22 protein-coding genes and 1 tRNA gene are annotated in these 24,431 nt (G+C 62.0%); 5 read left to right on the top strand and 18 right to left on the bottom strand.

Annotated features, from left to right (window positions below; translation table 11 throughout):
- Positions 1-55: 55 nt before the first annotated feature.
- The 3 genes from ACYVHH_RS11595 to ACYVHH_RS11585 all read left to right on the top strand — a co-directional run bounded on the left by ACYVHH_RS11595 (position 56) and on the right by ACYVHH_RS11585 (position 1,241).
- Positions 56-838, top strand: a complete 783-nt coding sequence (locus tag ACYVHH_RS11595; RefSeq protein ID WP_460565330.1) for an enoyl-CoA hydratase — start codon at positions 56-58, stop codon at positions 836-838.
- A gap of 36 nt (positions 839-874) precedes the next feature.
- Positions 875-951, top strand: a tRNA-Met gene (locus tag ACYVHH_RS11590).
- A 119-nt stretch (positions 952-1,070) separates the two neighbouring features.
- Positions 1,071-1,241 (top strand): hypothetical protein, encoded by a 171-nt coding sequence (locus tag ACYVHH_RS11585; protein WP_460565329.1) that lies wholly within the window; start codon positions 1,071-1,073, stop codon positions 1,239-1,241.
- 132 nt (positions 1,242-1,373) lie between these two features.
- Here ACYVHH_RS11585 and ACYVHH_RS11580 read toward each other — a convergent pair whose 3' ends face one another.
- The 18 genes from ACYVHH_RS11580 to ACYVHH_RS11495 form a co-directional block, all read right to left on the bottom strand.
- Positions 1,374-2,216, bottom strand: a complete 843-nt coding sequence (locus tag ACYVHH_RS11580) for a citryl-CoA lyase (protein WP_460565328.1) — start codon at positions 2,214-2,216, stop codon at positions 1,374-1,376.
- Positions 2,217-2,220: 4 nt separating this feature from the next.
- Positions 2,221-3,402, bottom strand: coding sequence for a CaiB/BaiF CoA transferase family protein (locus ACYVHH_RS11575; RefSeq protein WP_460565327.1), 1,182 nt, complete (start codon positions 3,400-3,402; stop codon positions 2,221-2,223).
- Positions 3,403-3,423: 21 nt separating this feature from the next.
- On the bottom strand, positions 3,424-4,614 hold the full coding sequence (locus tag ACYVHH_RS11570; protein ID WP_460565326.1) for an FAD-dependent monooxygenase: 1,191 nt from the start codon (positions 4,612-4,614) through the stop codon (positions 3,424-3,426).
- 37 nt (positions 4,615-4,651) lie between these two features.
- On the bottom strand, positions 4,652-5,638 hold the full coding sequence (locus tag ACYVHH_RS11565) for a Bug family tripartite tricarboxylate transporter substrate binding protein (RefSeq protein ID WP_460565325.1): 987 nt from the start codon (positions 5,636-5,638) through the stop codon (positions 4,652-4,654).
- Positions 5,639-5,665: 27 nt separating this feature from the next.
- Positions 5,666-6,607 (bottom strand): cupin domain-containing protein, encoded by a 942-nt coding sequence (locus ACYVHH_RS11560; RefSeq protein ID WP_460565324.1) that lies wholly within the window; start codon positions 6,605-6,607, stop codon positions 5,666-5,668.
- 6 nt (positions 6,608-6,613) lie between these two features.
- Positions 6,614-7,507, bottom strand: coding sequence for a fumarylacetoacetate hydrolase family protein (locus ACYVHH_RS11555; RefSeq protein WP_460565323.1), 894 nt, complete (start codon positions 7,505-7,507; stop codon positions 6,614-6,616).
- Between the two features lie 36 nt (positions 7,508-7,543).
- A complete protein-coding gene (locus tag ACYVHH_RS11550) occupies positions 7,544-8,554 on the bottom strand; it encodes an amidohydrolase family protein (protein WP_460565322.1) in 1,011 nt (336 codons plus the stop codon).
- Positions 8,555-8,609: 55 nt separating this feature from the next.
- Complete coding sequence (locus ACYVHH_RS11545) at positions 8,610-9,605, bottom strand: DODA-type extradiol aromatic ring-opening family dioxygenase (RefSeq protein WP_460565321.1); 996 nt, start codon at positions 9,603-9,605, stop codon at positions 8,610-8,612.
- Positions 9,606-9,643: 38 nt separating this feature from the next.
- Entirely contained in the window at positions 9,644-10,321 is a 678-nt protein-coding gene (locus tag ACYVHH_RS11540) for a 4-carboxy-4-hydroxy-2-oxoadipate aldolase/oxaloacetate decarboxylase (RefSeq protein ID WP_460565320.1), read from the bottom strand.
- Positions 10,318-10,974 carry an RraA family protein gene (locus ACYVHH_RS11535; RefSeq protein ID WP_460565319.1) on the bottom strand — a complete coding sequence of 219 codons (657 nt, stop codon included), beginning with the start codon at positions 10,972-10,974 and terminating at the stop codon, positions 10,318-10,320. The genes ACYVHH_RS11540 and ACYVHH_RS11535 overlap by 4 nt, the downstream gene beginning before the upstream one ends.
- 10 nt (positions 10,975-10,984) lie before the next feature.
- Entirely contained in the window at positions 10,985-11,662 is a 678-nt protein-coding gene (locus ACYVHH_RS11530; RefSeq protein WP_460565318.1) for an RraA family protein, read from the bottom strand.
- Positions 11,663-11,708: 46 nt separating this feature from the next.
- Positions 11,709-12,575, bottom strand: a complete 867-nt coding sequence (locus ACYVHH_RS11525) for an ABC transporter permease (RefSeq protein WP_460565317.1) — start codon at positions 12,573-12,575, stop codon at positions 11,709-11,711.
- Positions 12,576-12,622: 47 nt separating this feature from the next.
- The gene (locus ACYVHH_RS11520) at positions 12,623-13,576 is read right to left on the bottom strand and encodes an ABC transporter permease (RefSeq protein ID WP_460565316.1); all 954 of its coding nucleotides are present in this window, start codon (positions 13,574-13,576) and stop codon (positions 12,623-12,625) included.
- A gap of 7 nt (positions 13,577-13,583) precedes the next feature.
- The gene (locus ACYVHH_RS11515) at positions 13,584-15,650 is read right to left on the bottom strand and encodes an ABC transporter ATP-binding protein (protein WP_460565315.1); all 2,067 of its coding nucleotides are present in this window, start codon (positions 15,648-15,650) and stop codon (positions 13,584-13,586) included.
- A 57-nt stretch (positions 15,651-15,707) separates the two neighbouring features.
- A complete protein-coding gene (locus tag ACYVHH_RS11510) occupies positions 15,708-17,315 on the bottom strand; it encodes an ABC transporter substrate-binding protein (RefSeq protein ID WP_460565314.1) in 1,608 nt (535 codons plus the stop codon).
- Between the two features lie 117 nt (positions 17,316-17,432).
- Positions 17,433-18,650, bottom strand: a complete 1,218-nt coding sequence (locus tag ACYVHH_RS11505) for a Rieske 2Fe-2S domain-containing protein (protein WP_460565313.1) — start codon at positions 18,648-18,650, stop codon at positions 17,433-17,435.
- Between the two features lie 42 nt (positions 18,651-18,692).
- The gene (locus ACYVHH_RS11500; RefSeq protein WP_460565312.1) at positions 18,693-19,499 is read right to left on the bottom strand and encodes a crotonase/enoyl-CoA hydratase family protein; all 807 of its coding nucleotides are present in this window, start codon (positions 19,497-19,499) and stop codon (positions 18,693-18,695) included.
- A gap of 32 nt (positions 19,500-19,531) precedes the next feature.
- Positions 19,532-21,430 carry an AMP-binding protein gene (locus ACYVHH_RS11495; RefSeq protein ID WP_460565311.1) on the bottom strand — a complete coding sequence of 633 codons (1,899 nt, stop codon included), beginning with the start codon at positions 21,428-21,430 and terminating at the stop codon, positions 19,532-19,534.
- Between the two features lie 157 nt (positions 21,431-21,587).
- Here ACYVHH_RS11495 and ACYVHH_RS11490 point away from each other — a divergent pair, with 157 nt between their 5' ends.
- On the top strand, positions 21,588-22,757 hold the full coding sequence (locus ACYVHH_RS11490) for a thiolase domain-containing protein (protein ID WP_460565310.1): 1,170 nt from the start codon (positions 21,588-21,590) through the stop codon (positions 22,755-22,757).
- A 3-nt stretch (positions 22,758-22,760) separates the two neighbouring features.
- Positions 22,761-24,428, top strand: coding sequence for a 3-hydroxyacyl-CoA dehydrogenase NAD-binding domain-containing protein (locus ACYVHH_RS11485; protein ID WP_460565309.1), 1,668 nt, complete (start codon positions 22,761-22,763; stop codon positions 24,426-24,428).
- Positions 24,429-24,431: the final 3 nt, after the last annotated feature.

Raw genomic sequence — 24,431 nt, 5'->3', positions numbered from 1 at the left:
CCTGTGCTGCCGCTATAGTTGAATTTCCCAACATTCCAACCACGCCGAGACAAGCATGAGCACATCCCCAGAATTGATCCAGGTCCGCACCGAAGGGCGCGTCGGCATCGTCACGCTGAACCGCCCCAAACAGCTCAACGCGCTGAACGACCAGCTCATGAACGAGCTGGGGGCAGCGCTCAAGGCCTTCGATGCCGACGACGACATCGGCTGCATGATCATCACCGGCAGTGAAAAAGCCTTCGCAGCCGGGGCCGACATCGGGGCCATGGCCAACTACAGCTTTGCCGACGCGTACAAGGGCGACTACATCACCCGCAACTGGGAAACCATTCGCAGCATCCGCAAGCCGGTCATCGCAGCCGTGAGCGGCTTTGCGCTGGGCGGCGGCTGCGAACTGGCCATGATGTGCGACTTCATCATTGCCGCCGACAACGCCAAGTTCGGCCAGCCCGAGATCAAGCTTGGCATCATCCCCGGCGCGGGCGGCACGCAGCGCCTGCCCCGCGCCGTGGGCAAGTCCAAGGCCATGGACATGGCCCTGACCGGCCGCATGATGGACGCCACCGAAGCCGAGCGCGCCGGGCTGGTCAGCCGCGTGGTACCGCTGGACAAGCTGATGGATGAGGCGCTGGGTGCCGCGCTCGTGATCGCCGGGTTCTCGCAGCTGGCGGTGATGGCGGCCAAGGAGTCGGTCAACCGCGCGTTTGAGGGCTCACTCGCCGACGGCGTCATGTTCGAGCGCCGCATGTTCCATGCGCTGTTCGCCACTGCCGACCAGAAGGAAGGCATGGCGGCTTTTGTGGAAAAACGCGCACCGAACTTCAAACACGCTTGATCCAGGCCGAAATTTCCCGCTATAATGCGAGGCTCTGGCTCCTTAGCTCAGCCGGTTAGAGCGACGGAATCATAATCCGCAGGTCCCCTGTTCGAATCAGGGAGGAGCCACCAGTAAAATCAAGCACTTAGCCCGCTTTCTCAGCGGGCTTTTTGCTTTCTGGGGTGTTTTTGCTGCACTACCGCGCAATTTCTGCTGCGGCATCGCGATACCGTTCTTTACGGAGAATGCGATGGCCAACATCAACAAGCGCGGGCCTTACCAGTACCAGGCAATCGTGCGCCGCAAGGGCTGCCCTTGCCAAATCAAGACGTTTGAAAGTCGCCAGGACGTGGAGACCTGGGTCTGGACTGCTGCCGGTTTCGATGACACCTTGGACCGAATGCCCCGAAACGGGAAGTGAACCTTGGCCGCGCCCCTTCATGGGCAGAGGGCAATCCGCAGGTCGTGTCCCGACAGCTGGTGCAAGCCCAAAGCCCTGACAGGCTGAGATACACCACACTCAGCGGACCACTGCGGACAGCCGGTGAAGCGGTCACAAAGAATTTTGACCGCTTCGATCCGGGCCGGTGTACCGGTACGACAGTTCGGGCGGCATCGGTCCCTTGATGCGGCGCCCCTGCTGAGACTCCTCCCAGGCATGAGCCAAAATGCCCACTGACCGCGACAAAATGAAGAGCCCCCTGGCCAATGGAGGAGCAAAGCCCAGCTCCCCGTAGACAACCGCCGTAGCACCATCGATGTTCATCGGCACTGACCGCCCCGTTCGTCGCGCAATCTCCAGTTCAACCGCCGCGCCAATCTGGGCGTACTCGCCACCGACCTCGCCTCTCGCTGCGGCCTCGTTCACCAAAACCATCAACCGAACAGCGCGGGGGTCCACCGGATGAAAGCGGTGACCAAAGCCCGGAATCATCTTGCCGGCGCGTTCGGTCTGTTCGTTCAACGCCTTGGCCACGGCCGCTTCCAGCGGCTGGTCTGCCATCAGTGCATGCACGCGCTGGTAGAGCGCCAGACACTGCTCACCTGCACCCCCATGAACATCGTCGAGCGAATTGATGGCCGAGGCCATCGCTCCATTCAGGGGGAGCCCGCAAGTGACCGCCATCCGCGAGATGGCAATCGACGGCGCATGCGGACCGTGGTCCACCGCAGACACCAGGGCGGCCTCCAACAACTTTGCCTGTGCAACACTGGGCAACTCCCCCCTCAACATCAGCCAGATCATTTGAGGAAAACTGATGCTGCCGATCAGATCTTGAATTGGATAGCCGCGAGGCTGAATCACGCCAGGGCGGATATCGATGATCGCCGTGGACCACCAGGCGGCAGCGCGCTCCAACTTGGCTTCGGGCGACTGGTCAGGAGAGACTGCCATGACTTCACCCCCCCTTTTCGACGGTAAAAATGCCCAGTTCGCTCAGTACCTGTGCCGTGTGCTCGCCCAGCCTTGGCGGCGGCAGGTGCGGCACAGGCCGCTTCCCATCAATAAGAACTGCACTCGCCGTCAGGCTGATGGCTGCCCGCCCGCCCCCTTCGACGGGCAGCTCCGTCACCAAACCCCGCTGGGCGACCTGGGGCTGCGCCAGCGCCTCTTTGACGCTCAGCACCTGACCGGCGGGAACGCCTGCCTGGTTCAAGCGGGCCTCCCAGGTAGCGGCATCTGCGTGGCGCAGGCAAGACTCCAACGCCTCACGCAGTGCCTGGCGGTGTTGCTTACGCGCTTCACGCTTGGCGAAGCGTTCGTCCACCTTCAAATGCGACGCGCCCAGTATGTCGCAAAGGGTTTCAAACTGCTCCTGCTTGTTCGCGGCGATATTGAGCAAGCCATTGCCAGTAGCAAAGGTACCCGACGGGCTTGCTGTGAAGTTCTCGTTGCCCATAGGCACGGGCTCCTGCCCCGCGATCAGCAGGTTGGAAACTATCCACCCCATGGCGGCAAGTGTGGTGTCGAGCATCGACACATCAATGAAGGCCCCTTCACCGGTCTGGCCTCGCCGGACCAGCGCCGAACTGATCGCGAATGCGGCCATCAGGCCCCCCAGGGTGTCGCATACCGGATAACCCACGCGCAGCGGCGCCACATCCGCATCACCCGTGATGCTCATCACGCCAGAGCGGCCCTGGATGATCTGGTCATAAGCAGGCGCTTTGGCCAGCGGGCCATCCTGACCGAAACCAGAGATGGCGCAATACACCAGACTGGGCTTGACCTTTCGCAAATGCTTATGCCCCAGTTCAAGACGCTCCATCACCCCAGGGCGAAAGTTCTCCAGCACCACGTCGGACGCCTGCACCAGCGCCATAAACGTCTGGCGCCCCTGATCCGATTTCAGGTCAATCACCACTGACCGCTTGTTAGCATTCTGCGCCAGGAACGATGTACCCATCTGCTGCCCGTTCAACTCGGCGTCCGCGCCCAGCTGACGGGCAAGATCTCCTCCGTCGGGTGATTCGACTTTGATGACGTCGGCCCCCATAAGTGCCAACTGGTAACCACAGAATGGACCGGCGAGCACGTTACTCAAGTCCAGGACGCGTATGCCATCGAGCAGTTTATTCAAGATGTGACTCCCGCTCACATATCAAATCGGCGCAATGTTCGCGTCGTAGCTGTAGAGCCAGTCGTACCGCTCGAAGATGGGCTCGGCGCTCCATTCACGCTGCAGGTATTTTTCAGCCGACGCCTCGGTGGCAAGTTCCTGACTGTGGAAGCGGTCCGTGTTCGCCGTGGCACCACGCACCATCTTGCTGGTTCTGCCAATGCGGGCCGCCTCGTATTGCGCCAATGCCTCAGGCACTTGCTCCACAGACGAACCTTCCAGGCAACGCGAAAGCACCATCCCGTCCTCAATCGAGTGCACGGCACCTTGGGCCAGGAAGGGCAGCGTTGCGTGGGCGGCGTCCCCCAGCAGCGTAATGCGGCCCTGGGTCCAGCGCTCGATCGGCTCGCGCTGCATCAGGGCCCATTTGATAAGGCGCGGACTGCGCTTGATCAGAGTCTGCACGTCCTCGTGCCAGCCAGCAAAGTCGGCCAGACACTCTTCGGTGGTGCCGATCACGGACCCCTCTGGCACATCCCAGTGCTTGCCTTCTATGGTGGCTACGAAGTTCATGATCTTGGAGCGGTGCAAGGGATAGGACACCGCATGGCCGCCAGGACCAATCCAGGTGGAGCCGACAGACACCTGCATGTGCTCTGGAAGTTCCTCCATCGGGATCAGCCCACGCCAGGCAACCATGCCAGAAAAGCCTGGATCACAAGGGCCCCAAAGCGTGTTGCGAATCACCGAGCGCACACCATCTGCACCAATCAATGCGTCTGCCTGGACGCGTCGCCCATCGCGCAGAACCAAGGTTGCGCAATCATCGTCCTGCTCACAGCCCGCAACCCCACAACCGAGGTGAATTGCATCGGGCTTGAGCTCACGTACACGGTCTGCCAGGGACTGGTGCAGGTCTGGCCGGTAGACAGTGAGGTAAGGATAACCATACCGCTCCACCACCGTCTTGCCCAGACTGAGCATGGGCCAGGGCTTGCCGGTATTCCACAGGCGGAACTCCTTGCGGTCGGGATCACAAGACAGTTCCTTGAGTCGTTGAAACACGCCAAGGGCGTCCAGGACCTTGTTGCCGTTGGGACTGATCTGTATACCCGCGCCAACCTCCTTGAGTTCGGGCGCCTGCTCGTAGACCTCGACGTCGATACCCCTCTGCAGCAACGCGATCGCCGCAGACAGCCCACCTATACCACCACCCGCAATCAGTACTTTCATAGTTCACCTCTCAGAAGCGCTGCGCTGTTCGAAACGCTCATTGTTTGATCTGGGCCTGGCGAATCACCTCGACCCACGTGTCGATCTCGCCATGGAAAAAACCACGAAACTCGTCCAGGCTCATGGCTGAAGCCGTGGCGCCTCGGGCGTGCAGATAGTCCTTTGCTGCACCGGACTGCATCACCTCACGTACAGCCTCATTGAGTTGTTTGAGGATGTTCGGAGGGACGCCTGTGCGGGCAAAGATGCCGAACCAGGTCGTCGGCTTGAACTTCCCCAGCCCCGCTTCTTCAGCGGTGGGAACGTCCGGCAAGGCTGCAGACCGCGCGTCGCTGGTTATGAGCAGGCCCTTGAGCTTGCCCGCCTGGATGTGCGGGACCAGATTGGCCGCGTCCAGCAATATCAGAGGCGCTTCGTCTTTGAGCGCAGCGAGAATCGCTGGCGCAGCACCTTTGTATGGGACTTGGTGCAACTTCACACCAGTCTGGATGCCGAACAGATCGGTCACGAGTCCTGTGGAAGTGCCAGCCACCGCCGCGCTGATTTGCGTGTTGGGCTTGCCGAGCTGCTGCACGAGCGCCTTGACATTGGCCGCGTCAACCCTGGGATGCACCGCCAGCACGAAAGGCAGCTTCATGAACTGCGCAATGGGCGCAATGTCGGTCTTGGGGTTGTAGCGTGCTTGGTCTTTGTAGAGTGTCGGATTGATCGCCGAAGCTGGTGTGTCAGTCAGCAATGTATAACCGTCCGGAGGCGCGGCCAGGAGCGCATTCATCGCGATCATGCCCATGCCCCCCGTCCGGTTCTCAACGATCACCGGCTGCCCCAGCTTCTTTTGCAACCCCTCGGCAACCAGCCGGGTGGTGGAATCGACCATGCTGCCGGGGGCGTAAGGCGTGACGATGCGTATCGTGCGCTCTGGGTAGCTCGTTTGCGCCATCGCAGTAGACAGCGGCCACGCCCCCACAAGAGCAAGACTCGCCGCCAGCAACCATGAGCGCCTGGATTTTTTATCGGAATGCATAGGGTGTCTCCTGGTTTAGTTTGGTCTTCAGGCGTGGTCAACCTTGTCTTTGTGCAAAAGTCCGAACGCCTTCATCACCGGCTCGTCGCTCACGCGCACCAGGTGTGCATCGGCGGTAACCGTGTGCTGGTGGGAACGCCAGGCGGGCACGACAAACACATCGCCCCGGCGCCACTCCAGCGGCGTGCCATCCACATCAGTGACGCCCTGCCCCTCAATCACCGTATAGATGGCGTTGGCGGTGGTCCGGTGTTGGCGTGACGCAAAGCCCTTAGACATTCGCAACACATGGACTGCCATCGTCTTCAGGGCAGGCGACCCCAACTCGACCTGCCGCTGCGTGACGCCGTCCTGCGAGGGTTCGGCTGCAGCAAGCCGGCGCAACGACTCTTCCCAGCGCAGCGCCAGATCACATTCCGCGACGTTCTGTATCTCAGACTCCAGCTTGTCAGGGTGGCGCTCAAAGAACATGGGTTCAAGCAGATGGACCAGAGGCACGTCCAGCACGTCCACCCAGAAGCACTCATCCGGGCCCACGCTTTCGTGCGCGTGCCAGTTCATGCTGGGTGTCAGCAACACATCACCGGGCCGCATCTCGACGCGCGTGCCGTTCACCGTGGTGTAGCTGCCGCGCCCCTCAAGGATGATGCGCAGAGCATTCGGTGTGTGGCGGTGAGAATCTGCGCACTCACCGGGTTTGATCGACTGGTAGGCCGCCACCATGGTTCGCGCGGTGGCGTACAGGTTGCCCTCGATGGGGTTGGTCATCGTCAGGTTGCGCCTGTCTGCCATGCGGTGGTCCACGAGGTACCCCGCAGCCTCCAGAATGGGCTTGACTTCGGCATAGCGCCAGATGTAAGGCACAAAGTTCTTGCGAGGTTCCGGCCACAAAGACGGCGTCTTGCGATGCCATCCACCCTCAAGGCTGAGCGCATCTATGGCCGCATACAGTGTGTCAAGGTCTTTCATGGCACGTCACTTCTGTTTGATGATGTCGGGGGTGTAGGGCTTGTCGAACACTGGCGTGGCACCCTGGCTGCCTTGAATCACCTTCACTGTCATTTCGCCCAGACCGTCGATGGTGATGCGCACTTCGTCCCCAGCGCGAATCTGGCCCACGCCTGCGGGCGTACCCGTGGCAATGATGTCGCCGGGATAGAGCGTCATCACGGCCGATGCCATCTCCACCATGCCGGGGATGTCGAGCACCAGGTCGCGGGTGTTGGCGTGTTGACGCAACTCGCCGTTGACCCACAGTTTCATCTCCAGCTGCGTCGGGTCAGCCACCTCATCGGCGGTAACGATCCAGGGGCCAACGGGGCAGAAGGTGTCGTAGGCCTTGCGGAACACACGCTCTTCGCGACCACGCACCACCATGTCCATCAGGCAGGCGTAGCCGAACACGTGTTCGCGCCAGTCTTCACGCCGGATGCCACGGCCACCCTTGCCGATGACGATGCCCAGCTCGGCTTCGTGGTGCACTTCGCGGTTGGGCACGTTGGGCAACACCACCGGTTCGCCCGCCCCCGACAGAGACGAGTTGGGTTTGAGGAAGAAGCCCTGGTGATCGGCGCGGTAGCCAGCCTGCATCTCTCGCCCATGGTCGTGGTAGTTGACCGGGTAGGCAATCACCTTGTTGGGCCATGGAATAGGCGTCAGCAATTTGACGTCGCTCAGTGCAATGCGGGGCAAGGCGGGCAAAGCCGCTTCGATCCGGGGACGCCATTCGTCGAAACCAGCCACAAGCCGGGTCGGCGCCACTGGTGGCCATTCGGCCGGGTCGGCGCCCAAAAGTTCGGTGACATCCACCAGATGGCGGTCATCGACCACGACGCCGATACGGCCGTCGTTGAAACGAGTGATCTTCATGAGAGATTTCCGGGTTCAGGGATGGGAAAGCATTGATCAGGCAGACTTCTCTGCCGCGAGGCCGAACACATGGCGTGCGTTCTCGGAGAAGATCTGGCGTTTCTCTTCTGCGCTCAGCCAATCGAAGCTCTCGATCACGGGCCGGATGTCATCGCGCAGGCGGCCGGTGCTCGGGTCGATCGTCGAACCGACGCCGGGGCATTCGGAGCCAAACAGGCAGCGATCGGCCCCAACGGTCTTGATCAACAAGCGCAGGGCTTCTTCGGAATAAAGCACGGTGTCGTAGTAGATGTTGCGCATGCCGTCCAGGAAGTTCAGGCCGCGACGGCCCGCGCTCGACTGGAAGCGCCCGATCTGGTAAGGGATGGAGCCGCCGCCGTGCGAGCAGACCACCTTGAGCTGAGGAAAGTCTTTGAACACGTCGGAGTGCACCAGGCCATAGACGGCGATGGATTCCTCGTTGACAAAATGCAGCGTGTAGGGGCTGCGCGGCGAATGCGATCCAGTCGCGTGGATGTGCATCGGAACGTCCAGTTCGCACAGCTTCTCGTACAGCGGATACCAGTAACGGTCACCCAGCGCAGGAGCTTCAGTGCCGGTGTTTTCGTAGGGATCGGGGTTGAACAGGACGCCGCGAAAGCCCATCTTCACGCAGCGCTCCAGTTCTGGCAGGCAGTTTTCGACCGGCTCCCCGGCTGCCTGAGGCAGGCCAGCCACAGGCACAAAGCGGTTGGGAATGAGTTGGACCGTGCGCGCGATGATGTTGTTGGTCTCTTCGGTGAACCAGTGCACGAGCTTCGAAGGCTTGGCGCTGTGCATCATCTGGAAGGGCCGAGGGGACAGCATCTGCAGGTCGGTGCCCAGGGCGTCGAGCATGTCCAGATGCCCCTTGGGCGCCATTTCCTTTTTATTCGCGAAGCGCAGAATGTCTTCGTCGCTGATCTCGGGCATGCGCCGTCCGTGCGCACCAAGGTGCGACAACAGGTTGGCTTTGTAGACCCAAAGGTCGGATGGGGGACTCACGTGTCCGTGGCAATCGATGATCATGGTGTCTGAAGATATAGGTGAAAAAACAGTGGGAGATGGCACGGGCAGCTGCGCATCAGTCCCACGCCGCAAAGCCCAGACCGATGCCTGTGCCCACCGGTGTGCGGTAAACCGGGATGTACTCTTCGTAGCTGCAACGCAGGTGGCCTACTGCGCCAGCCATGCTGATCCAGTTGCGAATCTCCGACGACCCTGAGCACAGCGACTCCTGTGGAATCTGGGTCAGCGTCTTGACGTCGTGCGTCTTCATCGCATGCAGCAACTCCCGGTCAAACGCCTCTTCGCACAAGAAATGACTCAGGCCACCCGATGCCACAACGGCCACCTTGGCGTCTATGGGTGAGGCAGCCAGCGCGTGCGCAATGTGCGAACCAAACTCAAAACAGCGGGCTGCCGTGGGGTTGTTCGGCGGGAAATAGGTGTTGATCAGCACCGGGAGCATGGGCACGCGAAGACGCTTCATCAAACGCTGGTAGATGAAGCCGTAGGCATGGCCGAAAGCACGCTGCCCCGGGTTGGGAACAGAGTTGGAAGTGGCAACATCAACCCCAAGCCGGATAAGGCCCCGAATGAGATCCTCAGCCAGTTCCGGAGCGGCGGGGAAACGCAAGGGCATGTCCATGCCGTAACCCGCCCAGAAGGGCTTGTCCGCCCAGCTCAAACGGGGGTGCGGCAAGGGCATTTCCTTCATCACGACCTCTGCCCCGCGGTAGACCGAAATCGCCGGCATGTTGTCGAAGCCAAACAACTCGTCCTGATCGTCGCCAATCACCAGCACGACATCGGGCTGTGCGGCGTACAGTCTGGCCTCCAGTTGATCCAGTGCCGCTTCGGCCTGCCGCGCCAGCTCGGGAAAGCCCAGGGCGTTGCTTTGCTCACCAAACGGCTCTCCGCGCTCTGCCTGCAATTGGTCATATGACAGCTTGCGGCCGTCGAGGGTGTAGAGAGACTGGTTGCGCCGATCGTCCTGAGCCCTCTGTTCCCAGCGTTCGCCGTCAAGGATGAGGATGGGGCTATGGGATGTACCGATGCCCAATGTGATGCGAGCCATGCGTGTGATTCCTGTGCTGAACGAAGCCGGTTATGGCCTCAAAAGTTGTAGACCTCCAGGGTGCGCTCGCCAGCGGCGATGCGCCGAAGCACGTCGGCCTCCTTGGCTTCGCGCAGCTCGGCAGCACTCACCACCTGGTTGGCGCGCCTACGCTCGATCGCGACGACACCATCACGGTCTCCAACGATCAAGTCACCCTCGGCCACGGTCACATCGCCGAACCTCACCGGGTGGTTGACCCACCCCCGCGCGATCGGGTCCTTGCCGGTACCTCGTATGCACAACCCGGTGGCGAACACGGGGAAGCCAATCTGCTCCAGAAGGTCGATGTCGCGCACGCAACCGGCGATGACCAGGCCACCCAGTCGGCAGGCCTTGGCGGCGGTGGACATGATCTCCCCCCAGTAACCGAAGTCCGGGGCATCGCTGACATGCACGACCAGAACATCACCGGGCTTCGCCACATAAAGCGCACGGTGGATCCACAGGTTGTCGCCACCGGGCGAATGCACTGTGACGGCGGGCCCGCACACCTTCATGGATGGATGGACCGGCTTGATCGCGTGCGGCAACGCACCCCCTCTGCCGTAGGCCTCGTGCAGCGTAGCACTGGGCAAGCGCGAGGCGCGCACCACCAGCCCCGGCTCGACCCGTTCTATTTCTTGCCGCACGGTGGGCTGGTTCACCGTGGGCTTGGCTGCCAGCCCCGTGGTCATGCGCCCTCCCGCGTCTGCAGATGGTGGTAGCCCATGGCCTTGCGTGCATCACGCAGGCTGGTACCGGAACGCACTGCCGCTCGGATGGCCTCTTCGGCCTGGTGGATGGTTTCGGCCGTGTCCAGCACCCGGCCCTCATGCTCCTTCGGAATCACGACCACACCGTCGGCGTCGCCGCGCACAATGTCGCCCGGCGCCACTCGGGCACCACCGATGGTGACTGGAATCTGCGTAGCCTCGACCTGCACTCGGTCTTTGCCGGTTCGCATGTAGCTGTCGCGGCTGAACACCGGGTAACCCAGCTCCAGACAGAGGGCCACGTCGCGGTTGACGCCATCGATCACCGTGCCGGCGATGCGGCGGCGGTGCGCCACTTCGGTCAGGATGTCACCCCATACCGTGGCGTTGTCGAGCCCCCCGTTGTCCAGCACGATGACCGCGCCTTCGGGCACGTCGTCGATGTAGTCCCCCACAGTACCTGCGGGCTGCCCGGCCGGCCCGTACAGCAGGGTCCACGCACGGCCGGCCATGCGGAAATCGGTGGAGCGCGGTTTGATGCGGTGGCACTGCCCATTGAGGCCACATTTGTCCAGCGCATCGCTGAGGGTGGCGGTGTCCAGGCGGCCCGCGCGCTCTACATTCTGGTCTGACATGCTTGCTTCCTTACGCGGCGTCTGGCCGCAACATGAATTCATAATCCCGCCCCATCACCTCAGTGACCGGTCGCCCCGCCAGCAAATCTTTGGCCATGGCGGCTTCGCGTCCGGCGATGCGTTCGGCCGCGCCGATCACTTCGGCTGCACGTGCTGCCGGAATGAACACCACCCCGCTGCCATCGGCAATCACCAGATCGCCGGGCGCCACGGTGACGCCGCCGATGCTCACGGGCTCGTTGACCGACACCTCCTCCACGCGGCCACGCGCGGTGCGCGCGGTCAGGCTGCGGCAGTAGATGGGGAGGTCGTAGGCGCGGGCTTCGTCGATATCGCGCACGGGACCGTCGGCTACCACACCCGCAATACCTTTGACCTTCGCACCCAGAGACAGAATGCCGCCCCAGCACCCGGCTTCGACGCCGGTCCTCTGCTCTACCACGATCACCTCCCCGGGCTGTGCCAGTTCGATTGCGGTGGTGCCGAGATGACGCACCGGGCCGGACGATTTGGGAGCCTGACCGGCAGGCACCAATCGGTAGGTAACGACCTGGCCCACCAGCTTGCGCTGGGTGGATTGAGCCGCTAGGCCAGAGGCGACCTGTTGGTCGATGCCCAGCCGGTCGAGGGCGTCTGACACGGCGCACGCGTCCAGGTGGCGCAAGCGCGATACGAGTTCGTTGCTCATCGTTGTGTGGTCCTTGAAGCGGTTGTGTCGTGTGCGTTCGCCGCGGTCAGTGGCGGGTCCGCGGGTCCAGCGCGTCGCGCAGCGCATCCCCCAGGAGGCTGAAAGCAAAGACCGTCAGGCTGATGGCCAGCCCTGGGAACATGATCACCCAGGGCGCGGTGGTGAGGGTCTCAACGCTCACGCCCGACAGCATCAGCCCCCAGGCAGGCGTCGGTTCGTGCACCCCCACCCCCAGGAAGGACAAAGAGGCTTCCAGCAGAATTGTCTGGGCAGTGAAGGCACTCACCATGACCAGCCAGGGCGACACCAGGTTGGGCAGCATGTGGCGCACGATGATCCGCGTGTGCGAATAGCCCAGTGCGCGCGCCGCGTCGATGTAGGGCGAGACCCGCACGCTCATGGCGGCGGTGCGCATCACCCGGGCCATCACTGGGATGTACGGCAAGGTGATAGCCAGCATCAGGTTCACATCCACCCCTGCGACCATCCTCTTGCCCAGGACAGCCACCACCACCAGGGCCGCCACGATCAGCGGGACCGACAGCAACACGTCGTTGGCACGCTGCAGCGCGGCGTCCACACGGCCGCCGAAGTACGCCGACGCGGTCCCCAGGGCTGCCCCGATCAGCGAGCCGATCAGCGCCGTGGAAATGCCCAGCAGCAGTGCCGGGCGCGTGCCGTGCAGGATGCGCGAGAACACATCGCGGCCGTAGTTATCTGTCCCGAACCAGTGTTCGGCACTAGGTGGCTGCAAGACCGCGTCAAAACGGGCATCCAGAGGACTGAAAGGAGCCAGCTGGGGGGCGAATGAACCCGCGAGCAGCATGACGGTAATGAGCACCAGCGCAATCAAGCCCAGAGGTTGGGTCCTGGTGAAACGCCTGAGGGCTCGTAAAGTAAGGTATCCGGACATGATCGTCTGATGGTTCAATAGGGGTCAGTACAAGCGGATATGAAGCGTCAGTGCACGCGGATGCGTGGATCGAGTGCTGCCTGCAACACATCGATGAAGAAGCCCACACACACATAGATCAAGGCAAACAGCATCACCAAGCCCTGTATGAGGGCCAGATCGCTGAAACTGATGGCCTGCACCAGCAGACGGCCGATGCCGTTGATGTTGAACACCTGCTCGGTCACCACCAGCCCACCAAGCAGACCGGCGAACTCGATCCCGATCACGGTGATGGTGGGCAGCATCGCGTTGGCCAAGGCATGCCGCCAGATGACGCGTGAAGGTCCCACGCCCTTGGCGTGCGCGGTTCGCACGTAGTCCTGCGACAAGACCTCGATCAGCGAAGAGCGGAGCAACCGAGCGTTCACGGACGACAGCCGCCAGCCCACCACCAGCGCCGGCACGAAGATCTGTGCGAGATATTCCCAAGGCCGCTCTTGGAAGGACACCGCCTCGATGGCCGGAATCCAACCGACGGTGGCCAGCAGAGCCAGCAGCACCAGCATGGCCAGCCAGAAGCTGGGAACGGACTGCCCTGTGACTGTGCAGACCCGAATCACCTGGTCCAGCCAGGTGCCGCGGCTCAAAGCCCCCAGCACCCCCAGCGGCACCGCCAAAAGCAGCCCTATCACCAGGGCCGTCACCGCGAGCTGGATCGTGATGCCGAAGCGCGTCCCAATCTCCTCAGACACCGGGTTCTCGCTCCAGATGGAGGTGCCCAGGTCCATGCGCGTGAGTCCACCAATCCAGCGCACGTACTGCGTCGCCAAGGGCTGGTCGTAGCCGAAACGCGCCCGTTGGTCTTGCAACTGCTCGGCGGTGATGACGCCGCCTTCGCTGGTGTACTTGAACTCCACCGGGTCCCCGGGCAGCACCCGGAGCATGAAGAAAATCAGCGTGGCCACAGCCCAGAGCGTGAACAGAAATTGCGCGGCACGGCGCAGCAGGAACTTCAGCATGGGGGCCTCACGCGATATGCAGGCAAGCGACCAGACGGCCTGGTGCCACGGTCTTGAGTTCAGGAACAGTCCGGGCACACTCTTCGGTGGCCTTGACACAACGGGTCCGGAAGGCGCAACCAGAAGGCGGCGCCAACGGGCTCGGCGGCTCACCACGAATGGCCTGCGCCGCCCCACCGCCCAGGCCGATCTGCTCCGTGCTCGGCACGGCGGCCATCAGCACCTGTGCGTAGGGATGCAGCGGTTCTGCATAGAAACTGTCGCGATCGGCCACCTCCACAATCCGGCCGAGGTACATCACCACCACTCGAGTGGCAATCTGGCGCACCACGGCCAAGTCGTGTCCGATGAACAAATAGGACAGCCCCAAGCGCTCCTGCAGATCGGCCAGCAGATTGACGACCTGCGCTTGCACCGAAACGTCCAGCGCCGAGACAGCCTCGTCACACACAATGAACTCCGGCTTCATGGCCAACGCGCGGGCAATTGCTACGCGCTGCCGCTGCCCGCCCGAGAGCTGGTGGGGAAACCGATCTGCGTGTTCTGCCCTCAGTCCAACCTCCTCCAATAGGCGGATGGCCTCCTCATTCGCAACGCGCCAGTTGACGGCGATGCCGTGCACCAGCATGGGCTCGGTCAGGATGCTGCCTATGCGCTGCCGAGGGTTCAGCGAGGAATACGGGTCCTGGAAGATGACCTGCGTGTGGCGGCGAAACGAACGCAGCGAGCGATCGCCAAGATGAGTGATGTCATCTCCCTTGAAGCGCACCTGCCCACCTGATGGCTCCTCCAGACGCAGCAGGAGCCGACCCAGAGTGGATTTGCCGCAACCCGACTCACCAACGACGCCGATGGTTTCTCCTGCCTCGATGGTCAAGCTCACATCACGCAAGGCCTGCACGTTTCGGCCCCGGCCAAACAGCCCCTTCTTGAGGGTGTATGTCTTCTCCAGCGCCCGCACCTCCACTAGCGTCTTGCCCGATGGCTCGGCACGTGGCGCCTGCGGCGTCTGGGCCAGCTTGCTGGTCCAGCGGATGCGCCCATCGGCCAGCTCTGGCGCCCGCACGCAGGTCGACAAGGTGCCCACGTCGGTCAGGTTCGCTCGCGCCTCGTTGGCACAGGCGGGCTGCGCGTGCATGCAGCGGGGCGCGAAGGCGCAACCCGGCGGCAGGTGCGACGGGTTGGGTGGCGTGCCGTCAATGCCTTCCAGCCTTCTCCCCAGCGGCCCCACCAACGTTGGCACGGAGGCCAGCAGCCCTGCGGTGTACAGGTGGCGAGGCTGTTTGAACACCTGGGCACAAGGGCCTTGTTCAACCATGCGGCCGCCATACATTACCAACACCCGGTCTGCGTAGCGCGCCACCACACCCAGGTTGTGGGTGATGATCACCAGCGCGATGCGCAGACGATGGCAAAGCTCCTGCATCAGATCAAGTATCTGCGCCTGGATAGTGACGTCCAGCGCCGTGGTGGGCTCATCGGCGATCAGCAACTTGGGGCTACACGACAAGCCGATAGCGATCATCACGCGCTGTCGCATACCTCCGGAGAACTGATGGGGGTACTGGTCAATGCGGGTAGCGGCGTCAGGAATCCCGACCAGACCAAGCAACTCCAGCGCCCGTGCCCGCGCCGCCACCGGCGACAGGCCGAGATGAATGCGCAAGGGCTCCATGAGTTGGTCACCCACGGTCATGACCGGGTTCAGCGCCATCATCGGGTCCTGGAAGATCATCCCGATCCCCTTGCCCCGCAAGGCACGCATCTCCGCCCTGCTCAGCTCCAGCAGGTTGACGCCGTCGAACACCATCTTGTCGGCGCTGACCGTTGCGTTGTCGGACAAGAGCCGCATGACAGCCAGCGAACTGACCGACTTGCCCGAGCCCGACTCGCCGACGATGGACAGGATTTCGCCCGGATATACGTCATAGCTGAGACCGCGCACAGCATGCACCCGCCCCCCCTCGGTGGCGAAATTAACATTCATGTTGCGCACCGAAAGCAGCGGCACGGCATGCGCACCGGGAGGTACGGCACTGACCTGGGGACGGTCTTCGACGGAAGCGTTCAGCATGGCAGTCGGGGCGGACAAGAGGTCTTTAGGGGGAGTTGCTCGTGGTGTTTGACGGGGTCACTTCTTCGCGCCAGCGTCAAGCCAGACATCCGCCAGATCGATCTTCACGTAGTTCGATCCATAGTCGCCCTCCAGGCCGCGCAGCTGTGCATCCATCACACGTTTGCGGCTCTGCCAGAACAGCGGCATGACGTAGCTTTGCTCCATCAGGTAGGCCTCCAGGTCCCGCACGCGCTGCTTGCGGGTCTGGGGGTTGAAGTCCTGCAGCTGCGCCTGGTACAGCTCCACCACCTTCGGATCCCCAAAACGGGCCAGGTTGGCACGGTTGGTGCTGAACGGCTCAAAATAGGCCATCTGAATGGTCGGATCGTCCGAGTACTCGGCGGGGCTGTCGAAGATCAAGTCGTAGTCCCCGGAAATCCGGCGGGCACCGACTTGCGGCGCATCCAACGCCAGATGCTCAACAGTGACGCCGATCTTGGACAGCTGGTCTGCCACGTACACACCAAAATAGGTGAATGCACGGTTGTTGACCACGATCAACTTCAGGTTCTGCTGCCCCGCCGCAGCCAGCAGGCGCCGCGCCTCCTTGCGCGCGGCCTCGATGTCCCGGCCAAAGCCGGGCAGCTTGGCCAGCTCGTCGTCGCTGCGTGCATAGGTCGAGCCGGGCCGCACCAACGCCCCCACGCGGAACATCGGCGTGATCTGTTCCATCGCCTTGGAGGCTCCCCAGCGGTCGAGAGCGAGGTTCAGCGCGCGGCGCACACGCGGGTCTTTCAAACCGTCACGCTGGGTGTTCATGGCAAACCAGGGAATGAAGGTCGTTGCGTTACCGCCCCCACGCACGACCACCTTGTCGCCGCGCGCCCCCACCACGCGCGCCACTTCAGGCGGAGTCAAACCCTGCATCGTGAAATGCACCTGCCCCGCAATCAGCGCGTTGGTGGCGGCCACCGGCGATATGTTCAAAAGCCGAATGCCGTCCAGGTAAGGCTTGCCCGCGATGAAATAGTCATTGAAGCGCTCCCCCACCCAGTCCGCACCGGGGGTGTGGCGAACAAAGCGGAATGGTCCTGTTCCCATGACTCGCTTGCCCGGATAGGACGGATCGCTGGCAAGCATCTTCGCGGAATAGATGCAGGCATAGGGCATGGCCAGCAATTGCAAGGCCGCAGCGTTCTTGCGCTTGAAGTTGAAAACAACAGTGTTGTCGTCCGGCGTTTCAATCGAGGCGATGTCTGCCAGCATGCCCTGGCGCAGGGACACCACGCCTGGCGGCGGGTTGCGCAGGCGATCGAAGCTGGCCTTCACATCTGCCGTGGTCAAGGTGCTGCCATCGTGAAACTTGATGTTGGGGTGCAGGGTGAAGCGGTAGCTCAGCTGGTCTGGCGAAACGGTCCAGCTCTTGGCCAGGTCACCGGTGACCTGGGGAAAGTTATCTGCATCGATCTTCAGCAGCGTCGAATAGTGGGACGCGACACGCCACATCACTGCGGGCGAATTGGTGGCGTGGCAGTCGTACGTGGCAGGCTCGCCGACGTGCACAGGCATCACCAGCGTCCCCCCTTTCACAGGCGCAGCTGCTTGCCCTTGGGCGTGCGCGCCCACCGCCAGCGAACACCCGATCAGGGCCATGACGCATGCGCGATACGGTACGTTGTTCATGTTGTCTCCTTCTGCAAAAGGTTTTTGTAGCTGCGGCGTGTCAGGCCTGGGAGCACTGGGCACGCTGGACAAAACAGCTCGCTTTGGTTTGTGCGTTTGGAATACTTAGGCCCGGGGTCAGAGCATGGACCGCCAGTCCTCTTCAGGCCCGACGACCAGAGACTTCGGCGCCGTGGCGCGGTAGTCGATGCCATCGTGTTGCGCAAATTGCGGCGTCTCGCCGTTCATGAACTGACGAACTGCGTTGCTCAGGCAGCGGCGCACGGCAAGCACCGCACCGTCACCCGCACCGAGGTACTCCTTCGATCGGTCGACGATCGGCCCCATGCTCATGATCACGGCAAAGTCTTCCGTGCCAAGCATCTGAGTGAACCCGGTGAAATGCCCGTTCTTCATCGCCTCGCGGTCCTGCCCCCAGTTGTCGTCCGGGCTGCCGGGCGGCAGCGGCGGCCACGAGTCCGGGTCTTCATAGTGGTGGGTCTTGTTGGGCACCAGCTTTTCGTTCGCCCGGTAGGTCATCTGCCAGTAGTAGATGTTCTCGTCATCGATTGGCACCGAGAAGAAAATGCTGCCGCCTTTCACATCGGTCGCGTTGGGCGACACGATGCCGAACCAGGGCATCACGAAGCTGTTGGTGCGCACATACGACCGCTCGTCCTTCAGCGCACGTACCGCGGCATAGCGGAAGCCATAGGGCTTTTGCGCCAGGTGGTACACCGGCGCCATGTTGGCGGACGACAGCTCGATGTCACCAAACCCCACCAGCCAGCTCTGGTGCAACACCCCGAGGTGGGCGGAGTCCATCGTCGTCTCCACCGCCTGCAGCCAGTTGGCGTTGACCTTCTGGCGGAACACCACAAAGTTTTCCCGGGGCAGACCCACGAAAGGCAAGGCGGGAAACTCGGGCGGCGTCTCCCCCTGCCCCAGCCACGCCCAGACGATGCCGCCTTCTTCACGCACGGGGTAGTGCTTCAGCGGCACGTGCTTGCAGTACTCCACCTCGTTCGATGGCTGGGTCGGCACCGCCACCGTCACGCCATCCACACGGAACTTCCAGCCGTGGTAGATGCACCTCAAACTGTTGTCTTCATTGCGACCGATGGCCAGCGAAGCGCCACGGTGCGGGCAGGCTTCGTCAAAGAAGCCCACACGGCCGTCGGTTGAACGGAAGACTACATACTGCTCACCGAACAACTTGACGCGAACCGGCTTGCCGTCAGCCTCCAGTTTTTCAGACAACACGGCGGGCACCCACCAGTGCTGCTTGATCATCCGGCCCATGGGCGCGTCCCCGCACACCCGCGTCAAAAGATCGTTGTCCTGTTTCGATAACATGCTTGACTCCTACTGTTGGATGGTTCTTGCCCGCGAGGCCACTCAAGTGGTCTGGCTGGCTGGCGGCGCTTCGGCACTGCGGTTCGCTCTGGACTCGAAAAACTCGGTGATGCGACGTGAGGCATCCACCCCCGCAGAACGTGTCATGGCTGTGACCATGGATTCAGCGAACAAGCCTTCGGCCATGGGCATTTCGCTGATACGGCTGATGCCGTTGATGATCGCGTAGTTGGTTGCTGGCGCGTTCTTGGCAATGCCCTGCGCAAGTTCGCGCGCCTTGTCCAAACCTTCGCCGACCGGCACCACGTAATGCGCCACGCCCAGTCGGCGCGCCTCCTCTGCATCGAAGGCGTGTCCGGTCAACATCATTTCCACCACACGGCTGCTACCCACCAGGCGAGGAATCCGCACCGACCCGCCACCGCCCAGAAAGATGCCGCGCTGGCCTTCGGGCAGTTGGAAGAATGCAGAGGTTTCACACACCCTGACGTGCGTCGCAGCTGCCAGCTCAAACCCGCCGCCAATCACGCCACCCTTGAGCACGCTGACCACTGGTAACTCGCCGAACTGCATCAGGTCGAACACGCGATGCCATTGCCTGGACCGCCGCATCCCAACCAGAGCGTCTGGACTGCGCTTGCTCATCAGCTCGAACAGGTCGAGGCCGGCACAAAAGTGCTCGCCCTCACCATGCAGGATCACTACACGAGCACCATCGAGATGCGAAAGAAAGCACTCGCCCAACTCGTGAATCAAAGCGTCATTGATTGCGTTTCGCTTGCTTGGCCGGTTGAGCTTGACCAGAGCAATGTCGCCCTCACGTTCGATTTGCAGCAGACCTTCGTCCATAGAACCTTCTTTCTTTGATGTACTGGCACAGGTCAGCGTGACGCCGGTTCGCCACGTTCAACCACAATCACCTCGTCTCCAGGGCTGGATTCGTAGAGCAGATCAACAAGGTCCGCCCGGCGCGCAAGCACAGCGCGCTGGTTGACATACCCTTTGTCGGTGATCTCACCTGCATCCATCAAAGGGCGCTCTGTCAACAGCATCAGACGGTTTACGCGCATGCTGCTGCCGGTGTGGCTGGCGTTATGCGTGGCAAAGGCATCGCTCAATGCTTTGCGCAGCGCAGCATGCGCCCAGGGCTTGCGAGCATCAACGTCACCGAACCGCTGCCGGATGGCGTCCATGTTCGGCCACGCCAGCAGCGCCACATACTCACGGTCCGCCCCTGCAACCACGACATCGCTGAGCAGCGGTGCTGCGGCGTTGATGGCTTCCACCCGCAAAGTGCCAACGCGAACAAATATGCCCGACTGCAGCTTGAACTCCTCTGCCACTCGGCCGGAGAATGCCAACCCTTCCAGAGGGCGCTTGCGGTCGACGAAACTGACCGCGTCACCCATGGTGTAGTAGCCCTCTTCGTCAAACACTGTTCGCGTAAGCTCGGGTTGGTCGAGGTATCCAGGCATCACCGAAGGGCCTTTGACCCGAACCTCGTACCGGTTGTCCTCCAGCGGCACCAACTTGATCGCAACGCCAGGCTGCGGTAGGCCCACGAGTCCGGCGCGCTCGCTGGGCCAATGAACCACCATCGTGGCGGCGCAGGTTTCCGTTGATCCGTAGCCCGCCACAAAAGGAATACGGTGGCCCAGGCACCGCACAGCCAGGGCCTGAATGCGGTTGTAGACCGCATCAGGCAACTTGGCCCCTGACGACGTCAGTCGACGCATTTGGCGGAAGAAGTTTTGCGCCATTGCTTCGTCGTTTTCCAGCGCATCAACCAGCATGGCGTAGCCTGCGGGCACGCTGCTGAAGCGGGTAGGAGAGATCTCACGCAAGTTGCGCAAGGTACGGTCAAAGTCACCAGGTACCGGACGCCCATCATCCAGATACAAAGTGCCCCCCTCCTCCAGCACACTGTTGAAGATCGCCGTTCCCCCTGCCACGTGGCTCCAAGGCAGCCACTCCAACAATACCGCCTCAGGCATGTCTGGGGTGCGCCTGACTGTCTGCGCATGCATGGCCATGGTCGAGCAGAGCATGTGCTGCGTGATGGGCACGGCTTTGGGAACACCTGTGGAGCCCGACGTAAACAGATACTTGCCTACTGTCTCGGGCCGAATGGCATCCACCGACGCATCCACCGCGGAAGTCACGGGAGTCTTGACGACCTCGGCCCAGGGTGTCGCAGCCAGGTTGTCGACAGGCTTACCGACATACACCACCTTGGTCTCCGGGGCGACCACTGCCTGCAACGCCCGCTCGAAGGCTTGAGCCTCCTGAACAAAAATGATGGCTGGACGGATCAACGCCACCATGGCACGCAGCTTGGCGTGGTCGTCACTCAACAAAGAATAGGCGGGCGTGACCGGGACATACGGCATGCGCGCTTGCATAGCCGCTATCTCAAAGACGGCATGCTCCAGGGAATTTCCACTCAGAACCATCACATTGCGGTCTGGCGCCCCCGCCTCAAGCAGCCACTGTGTCACCGCATCCACCTGGGCGCGTGCTTCACCATACGTCAGGCTGCGCCAACCAGCTATACCCTCCTGGCGCTGCATCAGCCACGCACTTTGCGGGCGCTGCAGGCTGTGTCGGCGCAGCACCGCCGGAAGATGGGGCTGCACCTCACCCAAAGGCACCCTGCTGCTCAGCATCACCACCCCATCAGCACGCTCCACCACCTCCACATCGCGCTCCAGAAAGGGCAGCGGAAGGAAAGGAGCGGTCATAACAGAGGCAAGGCTTGGGTTCATGTGGACAGAGGTCATCTCGTACTCAAACAATAATGTAACCTTACATCATCTTCTCAGGAAAACGCATAGGGATTTCCCTTAATCCATAATCTAAGGTTACTTTATATGATGCGTCATAAAGCGGCGCATTCTTGTTCTGCCGTCATCTTTTTCCACCAAAGCGCCACCCACCATGAGCATTCACGGCAAGGCCTACATCGCCGGCATCTACGAACACCCTACCCGACGCGCAGACGGTATATCCACCGCGCAACTCCACGCCGACGTAGCACTGGGGGCACTGGCAGACGCCGGGCTCACGCTGGACGATGTGGACGGTTATTTCTGCGGCGCTGATGCGCCCGGCCTAGGCGGCCTGACCATGGCCGAGTACATCGGCCTGAAAAACCTTAGACACATAGACACCACCGAGTCTGGCGGGTCCGCCTATCTGTTGCATGTCAGCCATGCGGCCCAAGCCATTGCGGCAGGTCACTGCAACGTGGCCCTGATCACCATGGCTGACCGCCCCCTCGCAGCTGCAGCAGGCACCGCACTGGCTGGAGTGGACCGCGGCACCATGCCCAACCTCCCATTTCAAGCGGCCGTTCCACCTGCCCCCATGTACGGCTACGCGATGGTCGCTCGACGCCACATGCATGAGTTCGGCACGACCCCCGAACAGCTCGCCTGGGTGCGGGTTGCGGCATCTCACCATGCACAGCACAACCCCAACGCCGTCCATCGCACGGTTGTGACAGTAGACGACGTGATGGCGTCGCCAACCGTCGCGGCTCCCCTGAGGCGACTGGACTGTTGCGTCATGACGGACGGGGGTGGCGCCGTTGTACTGGTCAGGCCCGAGTTGGCCAAACAACTCAAGCGCCCCGCGGTCAAGGTCATCGGGGCAGGCGAAGCCGTGAAACACCAGAACGCCGGACAAATCGATTTGACCTGGTCTGCCGGCATCCACTCAGGCGCCAAAGCTTTTGCGGAAGCAGGCATCAAGCCCCAAGACATTTCCTACGTTTCACTCTACGACAGCTTCACCATCACCGTCATCATGCAACTGGAAGACCTGGGGTTTTGCGGCAAGGGACAAGGCGGCCGCTTCGTGGCCGATGGGAACCTGATATCCGGCCAAGGACGGCTGCCCTTCAACACCGATGGCGGGGGACTGTGTAACAACCACCCCGGCAACAAGGGCGGCATGACCAAGATCCTCGAAGCCGTTCGGCAGTGCCGCGGCGAAGCCCACCCGGCGGTGCAAGTCCCCAACCACGAATTCGTACTCGCCCACGGCACAGGTGGAAACCTCGCTGGCTCACATGCAGCCGGCACTCTCATTCTTCAAGCGGAATAAACCATGGCAGCCTCCCGCAACACCCTTCCTGCCCCCGTTATCTTCCCGGGTGATGAGCCGTTTTGGGAAGCGACGCACGCCGGCCGCCTCCTGGGCAAACACTGTCCATCCTGCAACAAGCTGCACTTCTATCCGCGCCCGCATTGTCCTCACTGCGGTCACCAGACAACGCAATGGCACCCACTCACGGGCAAGGGGCGCGTCTATTCGTATTCAATCGTCGAACGCAGCCGGCGCCCTACGTCGCCAGTCATCGTAGAACTGGAAGAAGGGCTTCGCCTGCACAGTGTCGTGGTTGACGCCGACGTTCACGCCATGGAAATAGGCGAGTCCGTGACGCTGCGCCTGCAGCCCACCCAAGATGGTCCTCCCGTACCTGCCTTCACCACCGTCCGAGCCGAAGAGGCGCGAGCGTACAGCGCGCGCGCCAGACAAGCGCTGCAAGCGGGAACTTCCCCCCGGGTTGACCGCCTCGAGAAGGTGGCCGTGATCGGCTCTGGAAACATGGGCGTTGGCATCAGCCTGGCATTTCTTCAGGCCGGGCTCAAGGTGCAATTGGTGGATCAGGCGCAAGATGCTATCGACCGCGCACAGCTGCGCATCGGGCAAGCGCTCGACCAGGAGCTGGCCAAAGGCCGGATCGACGAAGACACCCTCAAAGAACGACTCAAGTGCCTCACCACATCCACCGAACTGTCTTCCATCTCCGACGCAGGTCTGGTGGTAGAGGCGGTCTGGGAGGACTTGGACTTGAAATGCCGACTGTTCGCGCAGCTCGACAGCCACGCGCATCCCGACGCCATCCTGTCCACTAACACATCCACGCTGGATGTTGCCGCCATCGCTCAGGCCACGCAGCGCCCGTCAGCAGTGGTAGGCCTCCATTTCTTCAACCCCGCGAACGTGATGCGCCTGGTCGAGATTGTGCGCACCCCGCTGACCAGTGCACGAACGCTACAGGCGGCACAGGTCATCGCACACCGGATTGGCAAGACGGGCATCGTGGTCGGCATCTGTGACGGATTCGTCGGCAACCGTCTGATGATCGTGCGCGAACGACAGGCCAGCCGGTTGCTGCTGGAAGGCGCGTTTCCCCATGACATTGACAGATTCCTGCGTGAATTCGGCCTGCCAATGGGCACCTTTGAACTCCAAGACATGGCAGGCGGCATCGCTCTGATGCACCGCTCCAGACAACGCAAAGGCGAACGTGACTGGTTGATCGAGCAGCTGTACGAACGTGGTCGGCTGGGCGTCAGCGCAGGCCGGGGCTTTTACCGCTATGAACCGGGCAAGCGACGCCCTCTGATCGACCCTGAGGTTACGGCGCTGATTGAAGAAGCATCAAGACAGGAAGGTATTGAACGACGCCACATCGGCGACGAAGAACTGCACGACCGCCTGATCCTGCCGATGATCAACGAGGGCGCCAAACTGATCAGCGACCAGATTGTCGAACGCGCCAGCGACATCGACTTGGTTTGGCAACTCGGTTACGGATGGCCGGACTGGAAGGGCGGCCCCATGTACTACGCGGACCAACTTGGCGCAGCCGAAATTGTCGCCAGACTGAATGCACTTCAATCTCGCCACGGGGACGCTTTCGCCCCTGCGGAACTTCTCGTCCAGCTCGCGAACTCGGGTGGCCGGCTGGCTATTGACAACCACTGATAT

The organism is Hydrogenophaga aquatica, assembly GCF_054780915.1.
This window is presented reverse-complemented; position numbering and strand designations above follow the sequence as displayed.

Coding starts and splice junctions, on each gene's coding strand:
- ACYVHH_RS11595 (WP_460565330.1), top strand. CDS start 56: ATGAGCACATCCCCAGAATTGATCCAGGTCCGCACCGAAGGGCGCGTC.
- ACYVHH_RS11585 (WP_460565329.1), top strand. CDS start 1,071: ATGGCCAACATCAACAAGCGCGGGCCTTACCAGTACCAGGCAATCGTG.
- ACYVHH_RS11580 (WP_460565328.1), bottom strand. CDS start 2,216: ATGGCAGTCTCTCCTGACCAGTCGCCCGAAGCCAAGTTGGAGCGCGCT.
- ACYVHH_RS11570 (WP_460565326.1), bottom strand. CDS start 4,614: ATGAAAGTACTGATTGCGGGTGGTGGTATAGGTGGGCTGTCTGCGGCG.
- ACYVHH_RS11565 (WP_460565325.1), bottom strand. CDS start 5,638: ATGCATTCCGATAAAAAATCCAGGCGCTCATGGTTGCTGGCGGCGAGT.
- ACYVHH_RS11560 (WP_460565324.1), bottom strand. CDS start 6,607: ATGAAAGACCTTGACACACTGTATGCGGCCATAGATGCGCTCAGCCTT.
- ACYVHH_RS11555 (WP_460565323.1), bottom strand. CDS start 7,507: ATGAAGATCACTCGTTTCAACGACGGCCGTATCGGCGTCGTGGTCGAT.
- ACYVHH_RS11550 (WP_460565322.1), bottom strand. CDS start 8,554: ATGATCATCGATTGCCACGGACACGTGAGTCCCCCATCCGACCTTTGG.
- ACYVHH_RS11545 (WP_460565321.1), bottom strand. CDS start 9,605: ATGGCTCGCATCACATTGGGCATCGGTACATCCCATAGCCCCATCCTC.
- ACYVHH_RS11540 (WP_460565320.1), bottom strand. CDS start 10,321: ATGACCACGGGGCTGGCAGCCAAGCCCACGGTGAACCAGCCCACCGTG.
- ACYVHH_RS11535 (WP_460565319.1), bottom strand. CDS start 10,974: ATGTCAGACCAGAATGTAGAGCGCGCGGGCCGCCTGGACACCGCCACC.
- ACYVHH_RS11530 (WP_460565318.1), bottom strand. CDS start 11,662: ATGAGCAACGAACTCGTATCGCGCTTGCGCCACCTGGACGCGTGCGCC.
- ACYVHH_RS11525 (WP_460565317.1), bottom strand. CDS start 12,575: ATGTCCGGATACCTTACTTTACGAGCCCTCAGGCGTTTCACCAGGACC.
- ACYVHH_RS11520 (WP_460565316.1), bottom strand. CDS start 13,576: ATGCTGAAGTTCCTGCTGCGCCGTGCCGCGCAATTTCTGTTCACGCTC.
- ACYVHH_RS11515 (WP_460565315.1), bottom strand. CDS start 15,650: ATGCTGAACGCTTCCGTCGAAGACCGTCCCCAGGTCAGTGCCGTACCT.
- ACYVHH_RS11510 (WP_460565314.1), bottom strand. CDS start 17,315: ATGAACAACGTACCGTATCGCGCATGCGTCATGGCCCTGATCGGGTGT.
- ACYVHH_RS11505 (WP_460565313.1), bottom strand. CDS start 18,650: ATGTTATCGAAACAGGACAACGATCTTTTGACGCGGGTGTGCGGGGAC.
- ACYVHH_RS11500 (WP_460565312.1), bottom strand. CDS start 19,499: ATGGACGAAGGTCTGCTGCAAATCGAACGTGAGGGCGACATTGCTCTG.
- ACYVHH_RS11495 (WP_460565311.1), bottom strand. CDS start 21,430: ATGACCTCTGTCCACATGAACCCAAGCCTTGCCTCTGTTATGACCGCT.
- ACYVHH_RS11490 (WP_460565310.1), top strand. CDS start 21,588: ATGAGCATTCACGGCAAGGCCTACATCGCCGGCATCTACGAACACCCT.
- ACYVHH_RS11485 (WP_460565309.1), top strand. CDS start 22,761: ATGGCAGCCTCCCGCAACACCCTTCCTGCCCCCGTTATCTTCCCGGGT.